Source organism: Pseudomonas sp. 3MA1 (assembly GCF_029237275.1).
GTDB lineage: Bacteria > Pseudomonadota > Gammaproteobacteria > Pseudomonadales > Pseudomonadaceae > Aquipseudomonas > Aquipseudomonas fluorescens_AP.
This window is the reverse complement of sequence record NZ_JAACFX010000002.1, coordinates 102,336-120,573: the sequence shown is the minus strand read 5'-3', so window position 1 is coordinate 120,573 and position 18,238 is coordinate 102,336. Positions and strand designations below refer to the sequence as shown.

Here is an 18,238-nt window from a genome sequence, read left to right as displayed (position 1 = left end):
GCAAGGGACTAGACCATGCATTTCACCATTCAACGCGAAGCCCTGTTGAAACCCCTGCAACTGGTCGCCGGCGTCGTCGAACGTCGTCAGACCTTGCCGGTGCTTTCCAACGTGCTGCTGGTTGTCGAAGGCCAGCAACTGTCGCTGACCGGTACCGACCTGGAAGTCGAGCTGGTCGGTCGTGTGCAACTTGAAGAACCGGCCGAGCCGGGGGAAATCACCGTCCCCGCGCGCAAGCTGATGGACATCTGCAAGAGCCTGCCCAACGACGCCCTGATCGATATCAAGGTCGATGAGCAGAAGCTGGTGGTGAAGGCCGGGCGTAGCCGCTTCACCCTGTCGACCCTGCCGGCCAACGACTTCCCGACCGTGGAAGAAGGCCCGGGCTCGTTGACCTGCCAGCTGGAGCAGAGCAAGCTGCGTCGCCTGATCGAGCGCACCAGCTTCGCCATGGCCCAGCAGGACGTGCGCTACTACCTCAACGGCATGTTGCTGGAAGTGTCCGCCGGGATCATCCGCGCCGTGGCCACCGACGGTCACCGTCTGGCCATGTGCTCGATGCAGGCGGATATCGGTCAGCCGGATCGTCACCAGGTGATCGTGCCACGCAAAGGCATCCTTGAACTGGCGCGCCTGCTCACCGAGCCGGATGGCAACGTCAGCATCGTCCTGGGTCAGCATCATATCCGCGCCACCACCGGCGAGTTCACTTTCACCTCCAAACTGGTGGACGGCAAGTTCCCGGACTACGAGCGCGTGCTGCCCAAAGGCGGCGACAAGCTGGTGCTGGGCGACCGTCAGGCCCTGCGTGAAGCCTTCAGCCGCACCGCGATCCTGTCCAACGAGAAGTACCGCGGCATCCGTCTGCAACTGGCCAATGGTCAGCTGAAGATCCAGGCCAACAACCCGGAGCAGGAAGAAGCGGAAGAAGAAGTAGGCGTGGAATACAACGGCGGCTCGCTGGAAATCGGCTTCAACGTCAGCTACCTGCTGGACGTACTGGGGGTGATGACCACCGAACAGGTTCGCCTGATCCTGTCCGATTCCAACAGCAGTGCGCTGGTGCAGGAATCCGACAACGACGACTCGGCTTACGTTGTCATGCCGATGCGCCTGTAATCATGCTCAGCAGAAGCTAGATGTCCCTCAGTCGCGTCTCGGTCACCGCGGTGCGCAATCTGCACCCGGTGACCTTCTCCCCCTCTCCTCGCATCAACCTTCTCTACGGCGCCAACGGCAGTGGCAAGACCAGCGTGCTGGAAGCCATCCATCTGCTGGGGCTTGCCCGCTCGTTCCGCAGCACCCGTCTGTTACCGGTGATCCAGTATGAGCAACTGGCCTGCACGGTATTTGGCCAGGTGGAGTTGGCTGAGGGCGGACACAGCAACCTGGGGATATCCCGGGATCGCCAGGGGGAGTTCCAGATCCGCATCGACGGGCAGAATGCCCGCAGCGCCGCTCAGCTGGCGGAAATCCTGCCGCTGCAGTTGATCAACCCGGACAGCTTTCGACTGCTCGAAGGTGCTCCCAAGATCCGCCGGCAGTTCCTGGACTGGGGCGTGTTCCATGTGGAACCGCGCTTCATGTCCACCTGGCAGCGCCTGCAGAAGGCCCTGCGGCAGCGGAACTCATGGCTGCGGCATGGTACACTTGACGCCGCTTCGCAAGCGGCCTGGGACCGGGAACTGTGTCAGGCCAGCGCTGAAATCGATGAATACCGCCGCGCTTACATCAAAGCCTTGAAACCAGTCTTTGAGCGGACCTTGGGCGAGTTGCTGCAGCTCGAGGGCCTGACGCTTAGCTATTACCGTGGTTGGGACAAGGACCGAGAGCTCAGTGAAGTGCTCGCGACCGCCCTGCACCGTGATCAGCAAATGGGTCATACCCAGGCCGGTCCACAACGTGCTGATTTGCGTCTGCGCCTAGGCGGACACAACGCCGCGGACATCTTGTCCCGTGGCCAGCAGAAGTTGGTGGTCTGTGCCTTGCGCATTGCCCAGGGGCACCTGGTGAGCCAGGCCCGCCGCGGTCAGTGTATTTATCTGGTGGATGACTTGCCGTCCGAGCTGGACGAGCAGCACCGCCGCGCACTTTGTCGCTTGTTGGAAGACTTACGCTGCCAGGTGTTCATCACCTGTGTAGACCACGAATTATTGAGGGAAGGCTGGCAGACGGAAACGCCAGTCGCTTTGTTCCACGTGGAACAAGGCCGTATCACCCAGACCCACGACCATCGGGAGTGAAGGCATGAGCGAAGAAAATACGTACGACTCGACCAGCATCAAGGTGCTGAAAGGTTTGGATGCCGTACGCAAACGTCCCGGTATGTACATTGGCGACACCGATGACGGCAGCGGTCTGCACCACATGGTGTTCGAGGTGGTCGATAACTCCATCGACGAAGCGCTGGCCGGTCATTGCGACGACATCAGCATCATCATCCACCCGGACGAATCCATCACCGTGCGCGACAACGGTCGCGGCATCCCGGTGGATGTGCATAAAGAAGAAGGCGTTTCGGCGGCCGAGGTCATCATGACCGTGCTCCACGCCGGCGGTAAGTTCGACGACAACTCCTACAAGGTGTCCGGCGGCCTGCACGGCGTGGGTGTGTCGGTGGTGAACGCGCTGTCCGAGGAACTGATCCTCACCGTGCGTCGCAGCGGCAAGATCTGGGAACAGACTTACGTCCACGGTGTTCCGCAAGAGCGGATGAAGATCGTTGGCGACAGCGAAACCACCGGTACCCAGATTCACTTCAAGCCTTCGGCTGAAACCTTCAAGAACATCCACTTCAGCTGGGACGTCCTGGCCAAGCGGATTCGTGAACTGTCCTTCCTCAACTCCGGTGTCGGCATCGTCCTCAAGGACGAGCGCAGCGGCAAGGAAGAACTGTTCAAGTACGAAGGCGGCCTGCGGGCCTTCGTTGAATACCTGAACACCAACAAGACTGCGGTCAACCAGGTGTTCCACTTCAACATCCAGCGTGAAGACGGCATCGGCGTGGAAATCGCCCTGCAGTGGAACGACAGCTTCAACGAGAACCTGTTGTGCTTCACCAACAACATTCCTCAGCGCGACGGCGGCACCCACCTGGTGGGCTTCCGTTCGGCCCTGACCCGTAACCTGAACAACTACATCGAACAGGAAGGCCTGGCCAAGAAGCACAAGGTCGCCACCACCGGTGACGACGCGCGTGAAGGCCTGACCGCCATCATCTCGGTGAAGGTGCCGGATCCGAAGTTCAGCTCCCAGACCAAGGACAAGCTGGTGTCTTCCGAAGTGAAGACCGCGGTCGAACAGGAAATGGGCAAGTACTTCTCCGACTTCCTGCTGGAAAACCCCAACGAAGCCAAGTTGGTGGTGGGCAAGATGATCGACGCTGCTCGTGCTCGTGAAGCAGCGCGTAAAGCCCGTGAAATGACCCGTCGCAAGGGCGCGCTGGATATCGCCGGCCTGCCGGGCAAACTCGCGGACTGCCAGGAAAAAGACCCGGCGCTGTCCGAACTCTACCTGGTGGAAGGTGACTCTGCTGGCGGTTCCGCCAAGCAGGGACGCAACCGCAAGACCCAGGCGATCCTGCCGCTCAAGGGCAAGATCCTCAACGTCGAGAAGGCGCGTTTCGACAAGATGATCTCCTCGCAAGAGGTGGGCACCCTGATCACCGCGCTGGGCTGTGGCATCGGCCGCGAAGAGTACAACATCGACAAGCTGCGTTATCACAACATCATCATCATGACCGATGCTGACGTCGACGGTTCGCACATCCGTACCCTGCTGCTGACCTTCTTCTTCCGTCAGTTGCCGGAGCTGATCGAGCGTGGCTACATCTACATCGCCCAGCCGCCGCTGTACAAGGTCAAGAAAGGCAAGCAAGAGCAATACATCAAAGACGACGACGCCATGGAAGACTACATGACCCAGTCGGCTCTGGAAGATGCCAGCCTGCACCTGAACGAAGAAGCCCCGGGGATCTCCGGTGAGGCGCTGGAGCGCCTGGTCAACGATTTCCGCATGGTGATGAAGACCCTCAAGCGCCTGTCGCGCCTGTACCCGCAGGAGCTGACCGAGCACTTCATCTACCTGCCGGCCGTGACCCTGGAGCAACTGTCCGACCACGCCGCCATGCAGGATTGGCTGGCCAAGTTCGATGCTCGCCTGCGCACTTCCGAGAAGTCCGGCCTGGTCTACAAGGCCAGCCTGCGCGAAGACCGTGAACGTAATGTCTGGCTGCCAGAGGTCGAGCTGATCTCCCACGGCCTGTCCAACTACGTCACCTTCAACCGCGACTTCTTCGGCAGCAACGACTACAAGACCGTCGTTTCCCTGGGCGCTCAACTGAGCACCCTGCTGGACGAAGGCGCGTATGTGCAGCGCGGCGAACGCAAGAAAGCGGTCACCGAGTTCAAGGAAGCCCTGGACTGGCTGATGGCGGAAAGCACCAAGCGCCACACCATCCAGCGATACAAAGGTCTGGGCGAGATGAACCCTGACCAACTGTGGGAAACCACCATGGACCCAAGCATGCGCCGCATGCTCAAGGTGACCATCGAAGACGCCATCGGCGCCGACCAGATCTTCAACACCCTGATGGGTGATGCGGTCGAGCCACGTCGCGACTTCATCGAAAGCAACGCCCTGGCAGTGTCCAACCTGGACTTCTGATCCTCGGGTCGCGCCACGAAAAAGGCCAACGCAGTGCGTTGGCCTTTTTAATGCCTGGAATAAACAAGGACGTCGACCTTGGCAGCCATCATTCGATGAAGCACGCTAGCCCATCGCCTGGTGTTTCAATGCCATGAAAAAACCACGCCGGATTGTGCCCGCGGTGAGTCGTCGTTGTTCTTCGAGCGGCGGCTGAGCCCGGAGGCAGGCATGCTCTGGCTGTTATGGGGCAGGTGCCGGGCAGTGCTGGGTGCAATTTTCCTTCGAGGAAAACTTCTTTTACGGACAGTTTGTGAGGCCCACGGCGGCGCCTCGGTGAGATGGAATGGATACCTCGATAGCACAGTTTCACAAGATCATTTTCAAGCTCACCGTCGATGCCGATGGTTACCCTCCGGTGGGGTATGAATCGATGTGGGGTATTCAAAGGGGCGCAGGTGTCTATGAGTTGGATAACACGCCCTGCTATCTCTACGGCGTGAGCAAGGGGGACTGGGTGCTGACTCGCGCCGATGCCCACGAGCTGATCGCAACCGCCGTGGTGCGGCAATCCGGGCATTCGACGTTGCGGGTTTTTGCCGAGCGCGAGTCAGAGCGCTCGAGCATTGTGCAGCACCTGCGCAGTCTCGGCGCCAGCTGCATGCTTACCCGGGGCCTGTCGCTGTTCACCGTGGATATCGCGCCCGAGGTCAGTTTTTGCGCCATCGACCACTACCTGTCTTCCATCACCGACGACCAACATATCGCTTATGAAGATGCCTGTTTGCAGCACGGGAACATTGATCCTGCGCGCATGAGCGAGTGCTTGTCGCTGGCTTCACTTGAGGTTCAAGCATGACCGTTGAATGGCCTGCCAGTTATTTCAGCGCAACCCTGGAGGACGATGTCTGGCTTGTGGCTTTTGCCGATACCGCCGACGAGCCCGAGCACTACCTGTTGTTGCAACGCAGTACCGAATGCGACGAACAGGACGCCGCCCTGGGCCAGGACACCTACCACCTGGAAATCTCCAGCCCCGCCCTCTCCGGCTATGGCGGGGTTGCACAAGTGCGTATCGAACAGGAGCGCATCATTTTCAGCATGGACAGCTCCGTCACCTGGTGTGCCGGCCTGGATCGGCTGGTGCTGCGGCTGGCACCTGAGCTGCAAGACGATCGGGCCATCGAACAGGCGCTTGGAGCGGTGTTCATCGAGCAGTCGACCCCGCTACGCGGCTGAGCCCGGCTTGGCTCGTTTCACCCTTTGAAAAAACAGCAATCGCGCGGAAATTTGTGATGGATGATGAAAACCAGGAAATATCGATTCGCGTGGTCGCGGGGCAGAACAGCCACGGCCCGGTCTATGAGCCGCTGCATGTACGGCGGCTCGATGAGGACAGTTACGAGATTCTCTACTCACCAGGGCTGACACTGAACCTGGCCAAGGGCGACATCATTTCAATCAAGGACCCCCAGGCCCCCGCCGTGGTGCTCAAGCGAGGCGGCAACTTCTGCATCCATATTTATGCGAAGCACATCCCTGAGGACCCTATAGTTGCCCTGGCGGCGGATGTGGCGAGCGAATTGGGCGGCACGCTCGACGGGCGCTACAAGGGCAATCTGACACTGTCGGTGCCGGCGCGAAACGGCATGGACAACATCGCCTTGTTCTTCAACCGCTTCCGCGAAACCACGGGCATCGAGTGGTACTACGCCAACATCTATAAAAACCTCGATGACACCGAGGACGAGACCTTGCTCGATTGGTGGCTGGAGCAATGAACGAAAGACAGCAGCTTATCTGTGAACGCTACGACCTCGCTCCCCAGGCACCGGAGCCGATGATTGCCCTGGCCATCGGTTCCCTGGCGCAGTCGCCCATCTATGGCACCCGGATCGAGTTGCCGGAGAACGGCACGGTCAGTTGGTTTATCCATTGCGGCGAACATTCCGCCGCTGTGGATTTCTATCAGCCGCTGTGCGCCGAGCATCTGGTCGAGCTGCTGCCGGAGGTGATCGATTACCTGTATCTGCCGAGCGGGACGCGTTTCATCATCGACCGCGCCGGCTATGAAGATGTCTGGCAGGACCCACAATGATCTCAGACCGCTGTTGAGGGCCAGCGGTCAGTGGCCCTGCTCGTCGGGCGCCGCGACGCTTTCCAGGCGGTAGCCATAGCCGTAGATGGTCAGCAGTTGCCAACCACGATCCGCGGTCAGCCCCAGCTTGTTGCGCAGGCGATAGATGTGGGTGTCCAGGGGCCGTGAGGAGGCGATTTCCTCATGGGTCCAGAACCTTTCGTACAGGTACTCCCGCGACAGTGGCCGGCCCAGGTTGGCGAACAGGCAGCGGGCCAGGCGGTACTCGCGCTCGGTCAGGCTGATGGGGGCACCGGCGCGGGTCACGGTCAGTTCCGCATCGTCGAAGGTCAGGTCGTTGAAGCTCTGGCGCTCTTCGCTGCTGTTGCGCTGCAAACCGTGGCGGCGCAGCACCGCGTTGACCCGGGCCTTGAGTTCGTTGGGACGAAACGGTTTGCTCAAGTAGTCGTCGGCGCCGGTGTTCAGGGCCTGGACAATATCGCTCTCGGCATCGCGACTGGTGAGCATGATGGCCGCCGGAGGCGAGTCCATGTGCTCCCGGGTCCAGCGCAGCAACGACAGGCCGCTGAGGTCGGGCAGTTGCCAATCGAGAATCAGCAGGTCGAAGGTTTCGCGCCGCAGTTGGCGTAGCAGGTCTTCGCCCCGTTCGAAGCGATGCAGGGACCAGGCGGCTTCACCGGGGCCGGGAATTTCTCGCAGTGTCTGTTCTACCCGTGCCAGTTCTGCGGGTTCGTCATCCAGTATCGCGACACGCATGCCAGGCAGTTCCTTATGGTTCGAAGAGCACCTGAGACACAGAGCCAGCGGCTTCAGGCTGGGGGAAGTTTAGGTGCCTTGGCTGATTCTGAACAATTGTGGCGAATTGCTCTTGAGCCCCTGCTCCCTCGGTACGCTGATATCAAATAGCCGGTAAGGCACCTGGAGCACGGGTGCCTGGGGGGCTATCGCAGCAGCACGATACCGGCTCGCTCAAGCAAGGAAAAGAACCATGGGGAACATGTTCAGCAAAGGCCAGGTCGCGTTGGTCAGAATGTTCAGCGGCGATGATCCGCTGCGCCTGGTCAGTTTGATGCTGGCGGCTTATCTGGGGATCAGTGCCAGTGGCTTGTCGTCGCCATCCGCTTCCTGCTGTGAGGCGGCCAAGGCCGAGGCTTACTCGACACTGGCCTCGCCCGACAGCCATCAAACCCGCCTGACCCTGGATGCCGAGCCGGTACTGGGCAGAACAGCCCTGCCTGCGGATTGGCAGGCACCGGCACCACGCTGGATCTTTTAGCAGGTGGGGCGATGATTCTGAACAAATATTGCAAAACCGCCCCGGCCGCTCGCCCGGCGCTACATTGGCTCTCGCTGAGTGGCACACGGGGGCACCTGGAAGTGCTCCGACACAGGGAGTGTCAACCGCCAGGCTGGCGGCACCACCCGCGCTTGCGTGCGTGGTTGAAGGGGAATACAGGGAGTGCCTCCTCAGGACTTTGGGCCGGGCGACCTGTCGCCCTGGTTCCGACACAGGGATGTGTCACTTTCTCCGGCTCCTGCACTCTTCCCTCCCAGGCCCGAACCCTGCCCTGTTCCTGGGCGCCGTCCCGCAGCGTCCGGCTTTCTGCCCATGTGCCGCCTCAGGTATGGTGCGTAGGATTTCGCCGTGGTTTTCCCAAAGGCTCAAAGCATATTCATGAATGACCTCTGCCCTTCTCCGTCCGTTGGCCGGTTGCAGGTGGCGTGCGCTGCAGTGCTGCTGGCGGGTCTGATCCTGCCATCGTGCGCCGTGCAGGCTGCCCCGCAACGCCTTGCCTATATAGATGACCACCAGCAATGCCGTGGCCAGCCCTTGCCGGCGACCGTCGAGCACCTGACGGGCGAGGCCTGGAAACTGGACGCCAAGGGCCGTGAGGTGGCCCTGGAAGAAGGCATGAGCATCGATGAGAAAGAAGGGGTGAAAACCTCGCCGTCGGCGTTCGTCAGCCTGTCCCTCGGCGATGGTTCGCGAGTGGTGTTGCCCTCCAGTTCCCAGGTCACCCTGCAACTCAATACGCAATACAGCATTCCTCGGGTGGTCCTGGAACAGGGGCAGATCGAGTCCTATGTGATCAAGCGCAACAGTGACCACGACCGCTTCCAGATCGTGACCCCCGTGGGCGTGCTGGGGGTACGGGGGACGCACTTCCGGGTGCGTAATGACGATCAGCAATCCCTGGTGGAGGTGCTCAACGGCCAGGTGGCGGTGAGCCGCGATGACCCGCCGCCGAGCCAGGCCGCCCGGCGTCCCGGCAAGCGCGTTGTGGATAAACCAGCTGGCCCGCTGCCGGGTGAGGTCCAGGTCATGGCGCGCCAGGGATTGCGCATTCACAAGCAGGGCGAGCTCAAGCCGGTGGAGCTGCTGGCCGCGCCCCGGCTGCTGGGGCAGGCCGGGCAAACCGGCGCCCTGCCCGTCTGGCAACTGATCCTGCAACCGTTGCCGGGCGCCCAGCGCTATCGGGCGCAGGTGGCCACCGACAAGGATTTCCTCAACATCAAGCAGGAACAGTTCTCCAGCACCCCGGAAGTGAACTTCACTGGCCTGAAGGCGTTTTTCTATCATGTACGGCTCTCGGCGTTCGACGAGCATGGCCTGGAAGGAGAAACCGGGGTCTATGACATCTTCTACTACCCCAGGACCACTCGTGTTCAATAAGCCGTCGACGGGCCGCCGATGAGTCTCGGCCAGCAAAGGACCGACGGCCGTGAACCGACCCAGGCCCAGCGCCTGTTTCGCCGCCTGGTACGTGAATGGTTGTGGGTCGGCCTGATACTTCTGCCCCTGACGGCCTTGCTGTCCCTGAGCCACGGCCTGGCGTTGAACAACCTGTTCTATGACCACCTGCGACGTTTTACCCCGCCGCCGGTAGACCCGCGCATCCTGTTGGTGACCATCGACGACTACAGCTTGCAGCAACTGGGCCGCTGGCCCTGGCCCCGGGCGCTGCATGGACAGTTGCTGGACCGGCTGACGGAGGCCAAGGTCAAAGGCGTGCTGTTCGATGTGATCCTCAGCGAGCCCGGCAGCACCGTGGAAAACGACACGCAGTTGGCCGCCGCCCTGTGTCGCGCCGGCACGGTGTTCCTGCCGGTGCTGCGCGAAGGTGTCGCTCGCTATGGCCAGGATCTGCAGGAGATCCCTCCGGTGCCGGTGCTGCGCCACTGTGCCCGGGGGCTCGGGCATATCAACGCAGAGGCGGATGCCGACGGCACCGTGCGCAGTGTCTACCTGCGCGAAGGTCCGCAGCAGGCGCCGCGGGCGCAACTGACCTGGTTGCTCTACCAGCTCACCGAAGCCGATCCGCTGTCGTCGCTGATGCCGGGCTCCGGGACGGCGCAGATCACCAGGGGCTGGCTGCGGGCCAACCCTGTACGTATTGCCTTTATCGACAAGGCGGCGGGCTTTCCCAGCGTGCCCTATGTCAGCGTGCTGCGTGGCGAGGTGCCGGCCGAGTTGCTGCGTGACCGGCTGATCCTGGTGGGGTCCACCGCACCGGGGCTGGGCGACCGTTACGTCACCCCGCAATCCGGCAGCCAGGGCACCACCCCCGGGGTGGAGATCCAGGCCAACCTGCTCAACGGCCTGTTGCAGCATCGCAGTATCGTCGCCCTGGGCCAGTGGCCGGGGATGCTGTTGTCCATGGCCCTGACCGCCGCCTTGCTCGGGTTGTTGCTCTGGCGTCCGCGCCACGCCTTGTGGATAACCCTGGGCTGCATGGTCCTGGCCCTGTTGGGGTCGGTGCTGATGCTGCGCTTGGGCTACTGGTGGTCGCCGGTGGCCAGCCTGCTGGGCATGCTGCTGGCGTACCTGATCTGGAACTGGCGACGGCTGAGCGTGATCCTGGCCTATTTCGGCTGGGAGCTGGAGCGCCTGGACAACGAGCCCAAGGTGTTGCCGGAGCGCCGTCGTAGCCAGACCCCCGTCGGTGATGTGCTGCAAGGGCAGATCGTTGCCCTGGAACAGGCCCTGAGCCGGACCCGGGATACCCGGCGCTTTATCGCCGACGGCCTGGAGTACCTGCCGGTGGCGACCCTGATCAGTGATCCGGACGGCAGGATTCTGCTGGCCAACCGCAATGCCCGGGACGTGTTCGCCCATTCCCTGGTGGGGCAGCCCTTGCTTGCGCAGTTGGCCGCCCTGGGCTACCCGGGCCTGACGGACGTGGCAGCGTACCCGAGCCTGGAGCAGTTGCCGGCCCTGGAGTTTCGCGACGTCCGGCAGCGCAGCCTGCGCATGGAACTGGCGCCCCTGCTACCGGTGGACAGCGACAACGCCATCGGCTGGTTATTGAGCCTCACCGACCTCAGCGTCGAGCGAGACGCCGAGCAGCAGCGTGGCGTGCTGTTGCGCTTTCTGTCCCACGATCTGCGCGCGCCGCACTCGGCGATCCTCGCGCTGCTGGATGTGCAGGGCCGCCAGCCCTCGCCGCCCAGGCAGGTCTACAGCCAGATCGAGCAGCAGGTGCGCCGGGCCCTGGGGCTGACCGAGGCCTTCGTGCAATTGGCCAAGGCCGAGTCGGAGGCCTATCAGTTCGCCCCGAGCATGTTTGCCATGCTGGTGCTGGATGCCTTCGACCAGGCCACCACCCTGGCCCAGTTGAAGCAAATCCGCCTGCTGCATGACCTGGATGAAGACCATGAGGGCATGGTCCTGGCGGACCAGTCGCTGCTGACCCGGGCCTTGTTCAACCTGCTGGAGAACGCCATCAAGTACAGCCCGCCAGGTTCCACGGTCCAGGTTGCGGTGAGCTGTGCCGAGGGCTGGCTGCGCTGCGAGATCGCCGATCAGGGCCAGGGGATTGCCCCGGCGGACCTGCCCCAGCTGTTTGGCCAGTACCAGCGCTTTGCCTCGGCCCAGGGCATCGATGGCCTGGGCCTGGGTCTGTCCATGGTCAAGGCGGTAGTGGACCGGCATCAGGGGCGGATCAGCTGTCGCAGCGAGGTCGGCCAGGGCTCCTGTTTCATCCTTGAGCTGCCTTTATTGCAGGACTGAAGCCGGTGGGATTGAGCGGGCGAAAAAAAACCGGCATCGAGGCCGGTTTTTTTTGTGTCGGAAAAACTTATGCACGTTTTTCCACATTTTATGAGCTTGGGAAATATGCATATAAATCAGTGATTTATAGGTCGATTTCCGCCGCTGTGAGAAAAGTCGTACACAGGTTATCCACAGAAGCTCATACAGCAACCTTATCCGTGGAAGTGGCCAATGGTGGCAATGAGCCCATATCCCGCTGGGCCTGTTCATTCCAGGCCGCCACCCGGTCATTGAGCTCGGCAATGGCTCGCGGTCCGCTGCCTTCGGCGTACATCGGCGCGCCAATGGTCACGGTGATGGTGCCCGGGCGCTTGGCCCAGCCGGTCTTCGGCCAGAACTTGCCGGCGTTGTGGGCCACTGGCAGCACCGGCAGGTCGGCGTTCACCGCCAGGGCGCTGCCACTGCGGGAGAACTTGCCGACGGTGCCATAGGGCACGCGGGTGCCTTCCGGAAAGATCAGCACCCAGACATTGTCCTTGAGCAGTTCGTCGCCCTTGCTCGCCACTTGCTTGAGCGCGGCCTTGGGGTTGTCGCGGTCGATGGCGATGGGCCGCAGCATGGCCATGGCCCAGCCGAAGAACGGCACATACAGCAACTCACGCTTGAGGACCTGGCTCAAAGGCTCGAAATAGGCCGAGAGGAAGAACGTCTCCCAGGTGCTCTGGTGATTGGAGACGATCACGCACGGCCGCTCGGGGACGTTTTCTGCACCCTGCACTTCCACGCGAATGTTCAGAAATACCTTGGTCAGCCAAAGCGCGCAGCGACACCAGTAGACATTGATAAAGCGGTAGCGCGCCTTGAAAGGCAGGAACGGCGCGATAAAAAAGCTCAGCGAGCACCACAGCAAGGCACTGGTACCCAACAGCAGGTAAAAGAAGAAGGTTCTGATGGCCTGCAGGATCGACATAGCGGCATTTACCATTGCGGGCATGCCCGCCTGTTAAAAAGCGCTCTCCCGAACAGTCCTTGGTCAGGATGCCAGAAGGGGCCTAATTGTGGATAAGTTCAGCGGCAACGGCCGCCAGGTCGTCAAAAATCAAGGTGCCTACCGGCAGGGTTTTCCCCAGGGTCTTTTCGCCTTTCCCGGTCTTTACCAATACTGGCTGAGAGTCGACGGCTTTTGCGGCTTCCAGGTCACCGAGACTGTCACCGACAAACCACAGGCCTGTCAGTTCTGCCTGGTAATGCTTGGCAATGGTTTGCAGCATGCCCGGTTTCGGTTTGCGACAGGCGCACCCTTCGTCGGGGCCATGGGGACAATAGACGATCAGCCCGACCTCGCCACCCTGCTCCGCCACCAGCTCGCGCAGGCGCGCGTGCATGGCGTCGAGGGTGGCCAGATCGTAGTAGCCGCGAGCGATGCCGGACTGGTTGGTGGCGACCGCCACCGTCCAGCCGGCCTTGCTCAACTGCGCAATGGCTTCGATCGCGCCGGGGATTGGAATCCACTCCTGCACCGATTTGATGTAGGCGTCGGAGTCGTGATTGATCACGCCGTCCCGGTCGAGTATCAGCAGTTTCACAGCCTTTCCTTACCTGATCAGCTCAGTACCGAAATGTCCGCCACGCCCAGGAACAGGCCCCGCAGCCGCGCCAGCAGCGCATAGCGGTTGGCCCGCACCTTGGCGTCCTCGGCATTGACCATTACCGCCTCGAAGAAGGCGTCCACCGGCTCGCGCAGGGCCGCCAGACGAGCCAGGGTTTCGCTGTACTGACGGGCAGCGGCCATCGGCTGGACTGCCTGGTCGGCCTGCTGGATCGCCGAGTACAGGGAGAACTCGTTGGCGTTGTCGAAGTACTTGGCCTCGACGGTGGTCGGCACATTGCCTTCGACCTTGCTCAGCAGGTTCGACACGCGCTTGTTCACCGCGGCCAGGGCGGCGGCTTCCGGCAACTTGCGGAAGGCCTGCACGGCTTGCACGCGCTGGTCGAAGTCCAGGGCCGAGCCCGGCTTCAGGGCACGTACCGAGAGGTAGGTGGCCACATCCACGCCTTCGTCTTCGTAACGGGCACGCAGGCGATCGAAGATGAACTCCAGCACCTGCTCGGCCAGGCCGGCGGCCTTGACCTTGCTGCCGAAGGCGCTGACGGCGAAGGCCACGGCGTCGTTCAGGTCGAGGTCGAATTTCTTCTCGATCAGGATCCGCAGCACGCCCAGGGCCGCGCGACGCAGGGCGTAGGGGTCCTTGCTACCGGTGGGCAGCATGCCGATGCCGAAGATCCCCACCAGGGTGTCCAGCTTGTCGGCGATGGCCACGGCGGCACCGGTCACGGTGCTCGGCAGCTCGGCGCCGGCGCCACGGGGCATGTACTGCTCGTTGAGGGCCAGGGCCACGTCTTCCGGCTCGCCGTCATTGAGGGCGTAGTAGTAGCCGGCGATGCCTTGCATCTCCGGGAACTCGCCGACCATCTCGGTGGCCAGGTCGCACTTGGACAACAGGCCGGCACGGGCTGCGCGCTGGGCGTCGCCGCCGATGCGCGGGGCGATGAAGGCGGCCAGCTTGGAAACCCGCTCGGCCTTGTCATAGACGCTGCCGAGTTTTTCCTGGAAGACCACGTTCTGCAGGCGCAGGTTGAAGTCTTCGAGCTTCTGCTTCTTGTCTTGCTTGAAGAAGAACTCGGCGTCGGTCAGGCGTGGGCGCACGACTTTCTCGTTGCCCTCTATGATCTGGCGCGGGTCCTTGCTCTCGATGTTGGCCACGGTGATGAAGCGCGGCAGCAGCTTGCCGTCCACATCCAGCAGGCAGAAGTACTTCTGGTTGTCCTGCATGGTGGTGATCAGGGCTTCCTGGGGCACTTCAAGGAAACGCTCCTCGAACGAACACACCAGCGGCACCGGCCATTCCACCAGGGCGGTGACTTCGTCCAGCAGGTCCGCCGGGACGATCGCCGTGCCTTCCTGCAGGGTGGCCAGTTCCGCGGTGCGCTTGCTGATCAGCTCGCGACGCTCGTTGGCGTCGGCCAGCACGTAGGCGGCACGCAGGTCGGCCAGGTAGTTGGCCGGCGAGGTGATGCGCACGCTTTGCGGGTGGTGGAAGCGATGGCCACGGGAGTCGCGACCGGCCTTCTGGGCGAGGATGGTGCAGTCGATGACGTCGTCACCCAGCAGCATCACCAGCCATTGGGTCGGACGCACGAACTCTTCCTTGCGCGCGGCCCAGCGCATGCGCTTGGGAATCGGCAGGTCGTTCAGCGAATCTTCGACGATGGTCGGCAGCAGGCTGGCGGTCGGCTTGCCCTTGATGCTCTGGCTGTAGCGCAGTTTCGGGCCGCTCTGGTCGATCTCGCTGAGTTCGACGCCGCACTTCTTGGCAAAGCCCAGGGCCGCCTGGGTCGGGTTGCCTTCAGCGTCGAACGCCGCCTGGCGTGGCGGGCCATCGAGGTTGATGCTGCGATCCGGCTGCTGGGTGGCCAGCTGGGTGATCAGCACTGCCAGGCGCCGTGGCGCGGCGTACACGTGCTTGGCCTGAAAGCTCAGGCCGGCGCTCTGCAGGCCTTTCTCGATGCCGGCCAGAAAGGCTTCGGCCAGGGTGTTCAGGGCTTTGGGTGGCAGTTCTTCAGTGCCCAGTTCAACCAGAAAATCTTGCGCACTCATTGTGCCGCCTCCAACTTAGCCAACACTTCATCACGCAGGTCCGGGGTTGCCATGGGGAAGCCCAGCTTGGCCCGGGCCAGCAGGTAGGCTTGCGCCACGGAACGCGCCAGGGTGCGCACACGCAGGATGTACTGCTGACGCGCAGTCACCGAGATCGCCCGGCGTGCATCCAGCAGGTTGAAGGTGTGCGAGGCCTTGAGGACCATTTCATAGCTCGGCAGCGGCAGCGGCTGATCCAGCTCGATCAGGCGCTTGGCTTCGCTTTCGTAGAAATCGAACAGTTCGAACAGCTTCTCGACGTTGGCGTGTTCAAAGTTGTAGGTCGACTGCTCCACTTCGTTCTGGTGGAACACATCGCCATAGGTGACCTTGCCGAACGGGCCGTCGGCCCAGACCAGGTCGTACACCGAGTCCACGCCCTGCAGGTACATGGCCAGGCGTTCCAGGCCGTAGGTGATCTCGCCGGTCACCGGGTAGCACTCGATGCCACCGGCCTGCTGGAAGTAGGTGAACTGAGTCACTTCCATGCCGTTGAGCCAGACTTCCCAGCCCAGGCCCCAGGCGCCCAGGGTCGGCGATTCCCAGTTGTCCTCGACGAAGCGGATGTCGTGCACCAGCGGGTCCAGGCCCACGTGCTTCAGGGAACCCAGGTACAGCTCCTGGAAGTTCTCCGGGTTGGGTTTCAAGACCACCTGGAACTGATAGTAGTGCTGCAGGCGGTTGGGGTTCTCGCCGTAGCGGCCGTCAGTCGGGCGACGACTGGGCTGCACATAAGCGGCGTTCCAGGTTTCCGGGCCGATGGCCCGCAGGAAGGTAGCGGTGTGGAAAGTGCCGGCGCCTACTTCCATATCGTAGGGCTGAAGTACCACACAACCTTGCTCGGCCCAGTACTGCTGGAGGGCGAGGATCAAGTCTTGGAAGGTACGCACGGCTGGCGTAGGCTGGCTCACGAAATTCACCTGTTACTTGGGCTGCGATTTAAGGAGCGGGAGTATACCCGATTCAGTCCTGCGCACGCCCCCTGGAGCCTTATGCCACGCTGCTTTTGGTGTTCCGAAGATCCGCTGTACATGGCTTATCACGATCAGGAGTGGGGCGTGCCGCTGCGCGATGAGCAGCGTCTGTTCGAGTTGTTATTGCTCGAAGGGTTCCAGGCCGGGCTGTCCTGGATCACCGTGCTGAAGAAGCGCGAGCGCTATCGCCAGGTGCTGTTCGGCTTCGATGTGCAGCGCGTGGCGCAGATGAGCGACGCCGAGATCGAAGACCTGATGCAGGACCCGGGCATCATCCGCAACCGCCTCAAGCTCAATGCCGCCCGGCGCAACGCCCAGGCCTGGCTGGAGCTGGAAGACCCGGTGGGCTTTCTCTGGTCCTTCGTCGGCGGCGTGCCGAAGATCAATCATTTCAACGACCGCAGCCAAGTGCCGGCCGTGACCCCGGAGGCCGAAGCCATGAGCCGCGGCCTGCAGAAAGCCGGTTTCACCTTCGTCGGCCCGACCATCTGCTACGCGCTGATGCAGGCTTCGGGCATGGTCATGGATCACACCCGCGACTGTGATCGCTACGCCATCCTCGCCAACGCGCGGTTAGAATAGCCGGCTCGCGACACGCTTCATGACCGACAGATCAGGAGTCATTTGTGGATAAGTTCAAAGGCGCCCTGCTGGTGGGCGCTCTGCGGTTGTTTGCCCTGCTGCCCTGGCGCGCGGTGCAGGCGGTCGGCGCGGCCATCGGCTGGATCATGTGGAAAACCCCCAATCGCTCCCGCGAGGTGGTGCGCATCAACCTGGCCAAGTGTTTTCCACAGATGGACCCCGCCGAGCGCGAGCGCCTGGTGGGCCAGAGCCTGAAAGACATCGGCAAGTCCCTGACCGAAAGCGCCTGCGCCTGGATCTGGCCGGCCGAGCGCTCCCTGGCCCTGGTGCGCGAAGTCGAGGGACTGGACGTGCTCAAGGACGCCCTGGCCTCGGGCAAGGGCGTGGTCGGCATCACCAGCCACCTGGGCAACTGGGAAGTGCTCAACCACTTCTATTGCAGCCAGTGCAAACCGATCATTTTCTACCGTCCGCCCAAGCTCAAGGCGGTGGACGAACTGCTGCGCAAGCAGCGGGTACAACTGGGCAACCGCGTGGCGGCCTCGACCAAGGAAGGCATCCTCAGCGTCATCAAGGAAGTGCGCAAGGGCGGTGCGGTGGGCATTCCCGCCGACCCGGAACCGGCCGAATCCGCCGGGATCTTCGTACCCTTCTTCGCCACCCAGGCCCTGACCAGCAAGTTCGTGCCGAACATGCTGGCCGGCGGCAAGGCGGTGGGGGTGTTCCTCCACGCCCTGCGCCTGCCCGATGGCTCGGGCTACAAGGTGATCCTCGAAGCGGCGCCGGAAGAGATGTACAGCACCGACACCGAAACCTCCTGCGCAGCCATGAGCAAGGTGGTCGAGCGTTATGTCGGGGCGTATCCGAGCCAGTACATGTGGAGCATGAAACGCTTCAAGAAGCGCCCTCCGGGCGAGGCGCGCTGGTACTGACAGCGCTGGCACGATCTGTGGATAACCTTCGTGCAGGCGTTATCCACAGCACACACAACAAGGGCGCAGAAGATGTCCGAGCACCGCAAGTCGTTTCGCATCAAGATTTCCCACGAGAGCATTGGCGAATGCCTGGGGCAGACGCGCAACCTGTCTGCCAGTGGCGTCTACGTGCAAAGCCCGGCCCTGGCGCAATTGCCCAAGGGCGCGGTGGTCTACGGCCAGGTGCAAGGCTTGCCGACGGCGGCGCCCAGGGTGCGCATGGAAGTGGTCCAGGCGGACGCGGAAGGGATCGCCCTGCGCTACCTGTGAGCAGGC

18 protein-coding genes are annotated in these 18,238 nt (G+C 62.3%); 13 read left to right on the top strand and 5 right to left on the bottom strand.

What is annotated here, in order from left to right:
* Positions 1 to 15 precede the first annotated feature (15 nt).
* The 7 genes from dnaN (at position 16) to GWQ44_RS05635 (ending at position 6,742) form a co-directional block, all read left to right on the top strand.
* Positions 16 to 1,119, top strand: a complete 1,104-nt coding sequence (gene dnaN / locus GWQ44_RS05665; RefSeq protein WP_009046209.1) for a DNA polymerase III subunit beta — start codon at positions 16 to 18, stop codon at positions 1,117 to 1,119.
* Between the two features lie 20 nt (positions 1,120 to 1,139).
* Positions 1,140 to 2,243: a DNA replication/repair protein RecF gene (recF, locus tag GWQ44_RS05660; RefSeq protein ID WP_016967086.1), complete on the top strand. Its 1,104-nt coding sequence runs from the start codon at positions 1,140 to 1,142 to the stop codon at positions 2,241 to 2,243.
* Positions 2,244 to 2,247: 4 nt separating this feature from the next.
* Entirely contained in the window at positions 2,248 to 4,665 is a 2,418-nt protein-coding gene (gene gyrB, locus GWQ44_RS05655; protein ID WP_016967085.1) for a DNA topoisomerase (ATP-hydrolyzing) subunit B, read from the top strand.
* Positions 4,666 to 4,990: 325 nt separating this feature from the next.
* Entirely contained in the window at positions 4,991 to 5,503 is a 513-nt protein-coding gene (locus GWQ44_RS05650; RefSeq protein WP_275926837.1) for a DUF4265 domain-containing protein, read from the top strand.
* Positions 5,500 to 5,883: an Imm10 family immunity protein gene (locus GWQ44_RS05645; protein ID WP_275926836.1), complete on the top strand. Its 384-nt coding sequence runs from the start codon at positions 5,500 to 5,502 to the stop codon at positions 5,881 to 5,883. Before GWQ44_RS05650 ends, GWQ44_RS05645 begins: the two co-directional genes overlap by 4 nt.
* A gap of 56 nt (positions 5,884 to 5,939) precedes the next feature.
* Positions 5,940 to 6,425 carry a DUF4265 domain-containing protein gene (locus GWQ44_RS05640; protein ID WP_275926835.1) on the top strand — a complete coding sequence of 162 codons (486 nt, stop codon included), beginning with the start codon at positions 5,940 to 5,942 and terminating at the stop codon, positions 6,423 to 6,425.
* The gene (locus tag GWQ44_RS05635) at positions 6,422 to 6,742 is read left to right on the top strand and encodes a hypothetical protein (RefSeq protein ID WP_177435108.1); all 321 of its coding nucleotides are present in this window, start codon (positions 6,422 to 6,424) and stop codon (positions 6,740 to 6,742) included. Before GWQ44_RS05640 ends, GWQ44_RS05635 begins: the two co-directional genes overlap by 4 nt.
* Positions 6,743 to 6,769: 27 nt before the next feature.
* Here the strand turns inward: GWQ44_RS05635 and GWQ44_RS05630 are convergent, their stop codons facing one another.
* Complete coding sequence (locus GWQ44_RS05630; RefSeq protein WP_275926834.1) at positions 6,770 to 7,498, bottom strand: response regulator transcription factor; 729 nt, start codon at positions 7,496 to 7,498, stop codon at positions 6,770 to 6,772.
* 232 nt (positions 7,499 to 7,730) lie between these two features.
* Between GWQ44_RS05630 and GWQ44_RS05625 the strand changes: the two genes are divergently transcribed.
* From GWQ44_RS05625 to GWQ44_RS05615, 3 genes are all read left to right on the top strand, one after another.
* On the top strand, positions 7,731 to 8,018 hold the full coding sequence (locus tag GWQ44_RS05625) for a hypothetical protein (protein ID WP_275926833.1): 288 nt from the start codon (positions 7,731 to 7,733) through the stop codon (positions 8,016 to 8,018).
* Positions 8,019 to 8,417: 399 nt separating this feature from the next.
* Complete coding sequence (locus GWQ44_RS05620; protein ID WP_275926832.1) at positions 8,418 to 9,416, top strand: FecR domain-containing protein; 999 nt, start codon at positions 8,418 to 8,420, stop codon at positions 9,414 to 9,416.
* Between the two features lie 18 nt (positions 9,417 to 9,434).
* The gene (locus GWQ44_RS05615; protein WP_275926831.1) at positions 9,435 to 11,753 is read left to right on the top strand and encodes a CHASE2 and HATPase_c domain-containing protein; all 2,319 of its coding nucleotides are present in this window, start codon (positions 9,435 to 9,437) and stop codon (positions 11,751 to 11,753) included.
* Between the two features lie 181 nt (positions 11,754 to 11,934).
* Here the strand turns inward: GWQ44_RS05615 and GWQ44_RS05610 are convergent, their stop codons facing one another.
* The 4 genes from GWQ44_RS05610 to glyQ all read right to left on the bottom strand — a co-directional run bounded on the left by GWQ44_RS05610 (position 11,935) and on the right by glyQ (position 16,343).
* Entirely contained in the window at positions 11,935 to 12,705 is a 771-nt protein-coding gene (locus tag GWQ44_RS05610) for a lysophospholipid acyltransferase family protein (protein WP_016963393.1), read from the bottom strand.
* Positions 12,706 to 12,787: 82 nt separating this feature from the next.
* Positions 12,788 to 13,321, bottom strand: a complete 534-nt coding sequence (gmhB, locus tag GWQ44_RS05605; protein ID WP_016963392.1) for a D-glycero-beta-D-manno-heptose 1,7-bisphosphate 7-phosphatase — start codon at positions 13,319 to 13,321, stop codon at positions 12,788 to 12,790.
* 17 nt (positions 13,322 to 13,338) lie between these two features.
* The gene (gene glyS / locus GWQ44_RS05600) at positions 13,339 to 15,393 is read right to left on the bottom strand and encodes a glycine--tRNA ligase subunit beta (RefSeq protein ID WP_275926830.1); all 2,055 of its coding nucleotides are present in this window, start codon (positions 15,391 to 15,393) and stop codon (positions 13,339 to 13,341) included.
* Positions 15,390 to 16,343: a glycine--tRNA ligase subunit alpha gene (glyQ, locus tag GWQ44_RS05595; RefSeq protein ID WP_003177094.1), complete on the bottom strand. Its 954-nt coding sequence runs from the start codon at positions 16,341 to 16,343 to the stop codon at positions 15,390 to 15,392. Before glyQ ends, glyS begins: the two co-directional genes overlap by 4 nt.
* A gap of 81 nt (positions 16,344 to 16,424) precedes the next feature.
* Here glyQ and tag point away from each other — a divergent pair, with 81 nt between their 5' ends.
* The 3 genes from tag (at position 16,425) to GWQ44_RS05580 (ending at position 18,232) form a co-directional block, all read left to right on the top strand.
* Positions 16,425 to 16,988, top strand: coding sequence for a DNA-3-methyladenine glycosylase I (tag, locus tag GWQ44_RS05590; protein ID WP_016963389.1), 564 nt, complete (start codon positions 16,425 to 16,427; stop codon positions 16,986 to 16,988).
* Between the two features lie 44 nt (positions 16,989 to 17,032).
* Positions 17,033 to 17,920: a lysophospholipid acyltransferase gene (locus GWQ44_RS05585; RefSeq protein ID WP_047306735.1), complete on the top strand. Its 888-nt coding sequence runs from the start codon at positions 17,033 to 17,035 to the stop codon at positions 17,918 to 17,920.
* A gap of 72 nt (positions 17,921 to 17,992) precedes the next feature.
* On the top strand, positions 17,993 to 18,232 hold the full coding sequence (locus GWQ44_RS05580) for a PilZ domain-containing protein (RefSeq protein ID WP_016963396.1): 240 nt from the start codon (positions 17,993 to 17,995) through the stop codon (positions 18,230 to 18,232).
* The last annotated feature ends 6 nt before the right edge of the window (positions 18,233 to 18,238 follow it).

Bases quoted from the DNA above. Each gene is read 5' to 3' on its own strand.
- GWQ44_RS05650 (WP_275926837.1), top strand. From the start codon at position 4,991: ATGGATACCTCGATAGCACAGTTTCACAAGATCATTTTCAAGCTCACC.
- glyS (WP_275926830.1), bottom strand. From the start codon at position 15,393: ATGAGTGCGCAAGATTTTCTGGTTGAACTGGGCACTGAAGAACTGCCA.
- gyrB (WP_016967085.1), top strand. From the start codon at position 2,248: ATGAGCGAAGAAAATACGTACGACTCGACCAGCATCAAGGTGCTGAAA.
- GWQ44_RS05625 (WP_275926833.1), top strand. From the start codon at position 7,731: ATGGGGAACATGTTCAGCAAAGGCCAGGTCGCGTTGGTCAGAATGTTC.
- GWQ44_RS05640 (WP_275926835.1), top strand. From the start codon at position 5,940: ATGGATGATGAAAACCAGGAAATATCGATTCGCGTGGTCGCGGGGCAG.
- GWQ44_RS05610 (WP_016963393.1), bottom strand. From the start codon at position 12,705: ATGTCGATCCTGCAGGCCATCAGAACCTTCTTCTTTTACCTGCTGTTG.
- GWQ44_RS05635 (WP_177435108.1), top strand. From the start codon at position 6,422: ATGAACGAAAGACAGCAGCTTATCTGTGAACGCTACGACCTCGCTCCC.
- tag (WP_016963389.1), top strand. From the start codon at position 16,425: ATGCCACGCTGCTTTTGGTGTTCCGAAGATCCGCTGTACATGGCTTAT.
- recF (WP_016967086.1), top strand. From the start codon at position 1,140: ATGTCCCTCAGTCGCGTCTCGGTCACCGCGGTGCGCAATCTGCACCCG.
- GWQ44_RS05615 (WP_275926831.1), top strand. From the start codon at position 9,435: ATGAGTCTCGGCCAGCAAAGGACCGACGGCCGTGAACCGACCCAGGCC.
- dnaN (WP_009046209.1), top strand. From the start codon at position 16: ATGCATTTCACCATTCAACGCGAAGCCCTGTTGAAACCCCTGCAACTG.
- GWQ44_RS05580 (WP_016963396.1), top strand. From the start codon at position 17,993: ATGTCCGAGCACCGCAAGTCGTTTCGCATCAAGATTTCCCACGAGAGC.
- GWQ44_RS05620 (WP_275926832.1), top strand. From the start codon at position 8,418: ATGAATGACCTCTGCCCTTCTCCGTCCGTTGGCCGGTTGCAGGTGGCG.
- GWQ44_RS05645 (WP_275926836.1), top strand. From the start codon at position 5,500: ATGACCGTTGAATGGCCTGCCAGTTATTTCAGCGCAACCCTGGAGGAC.
- GWQ44_RS05630 (WP_275926834.1), bottom strand. From the start codon at position 7,498: ATGCGTGTCGCGATACTGGATGACGAACCCGCAGAACTGGCACGGGTA.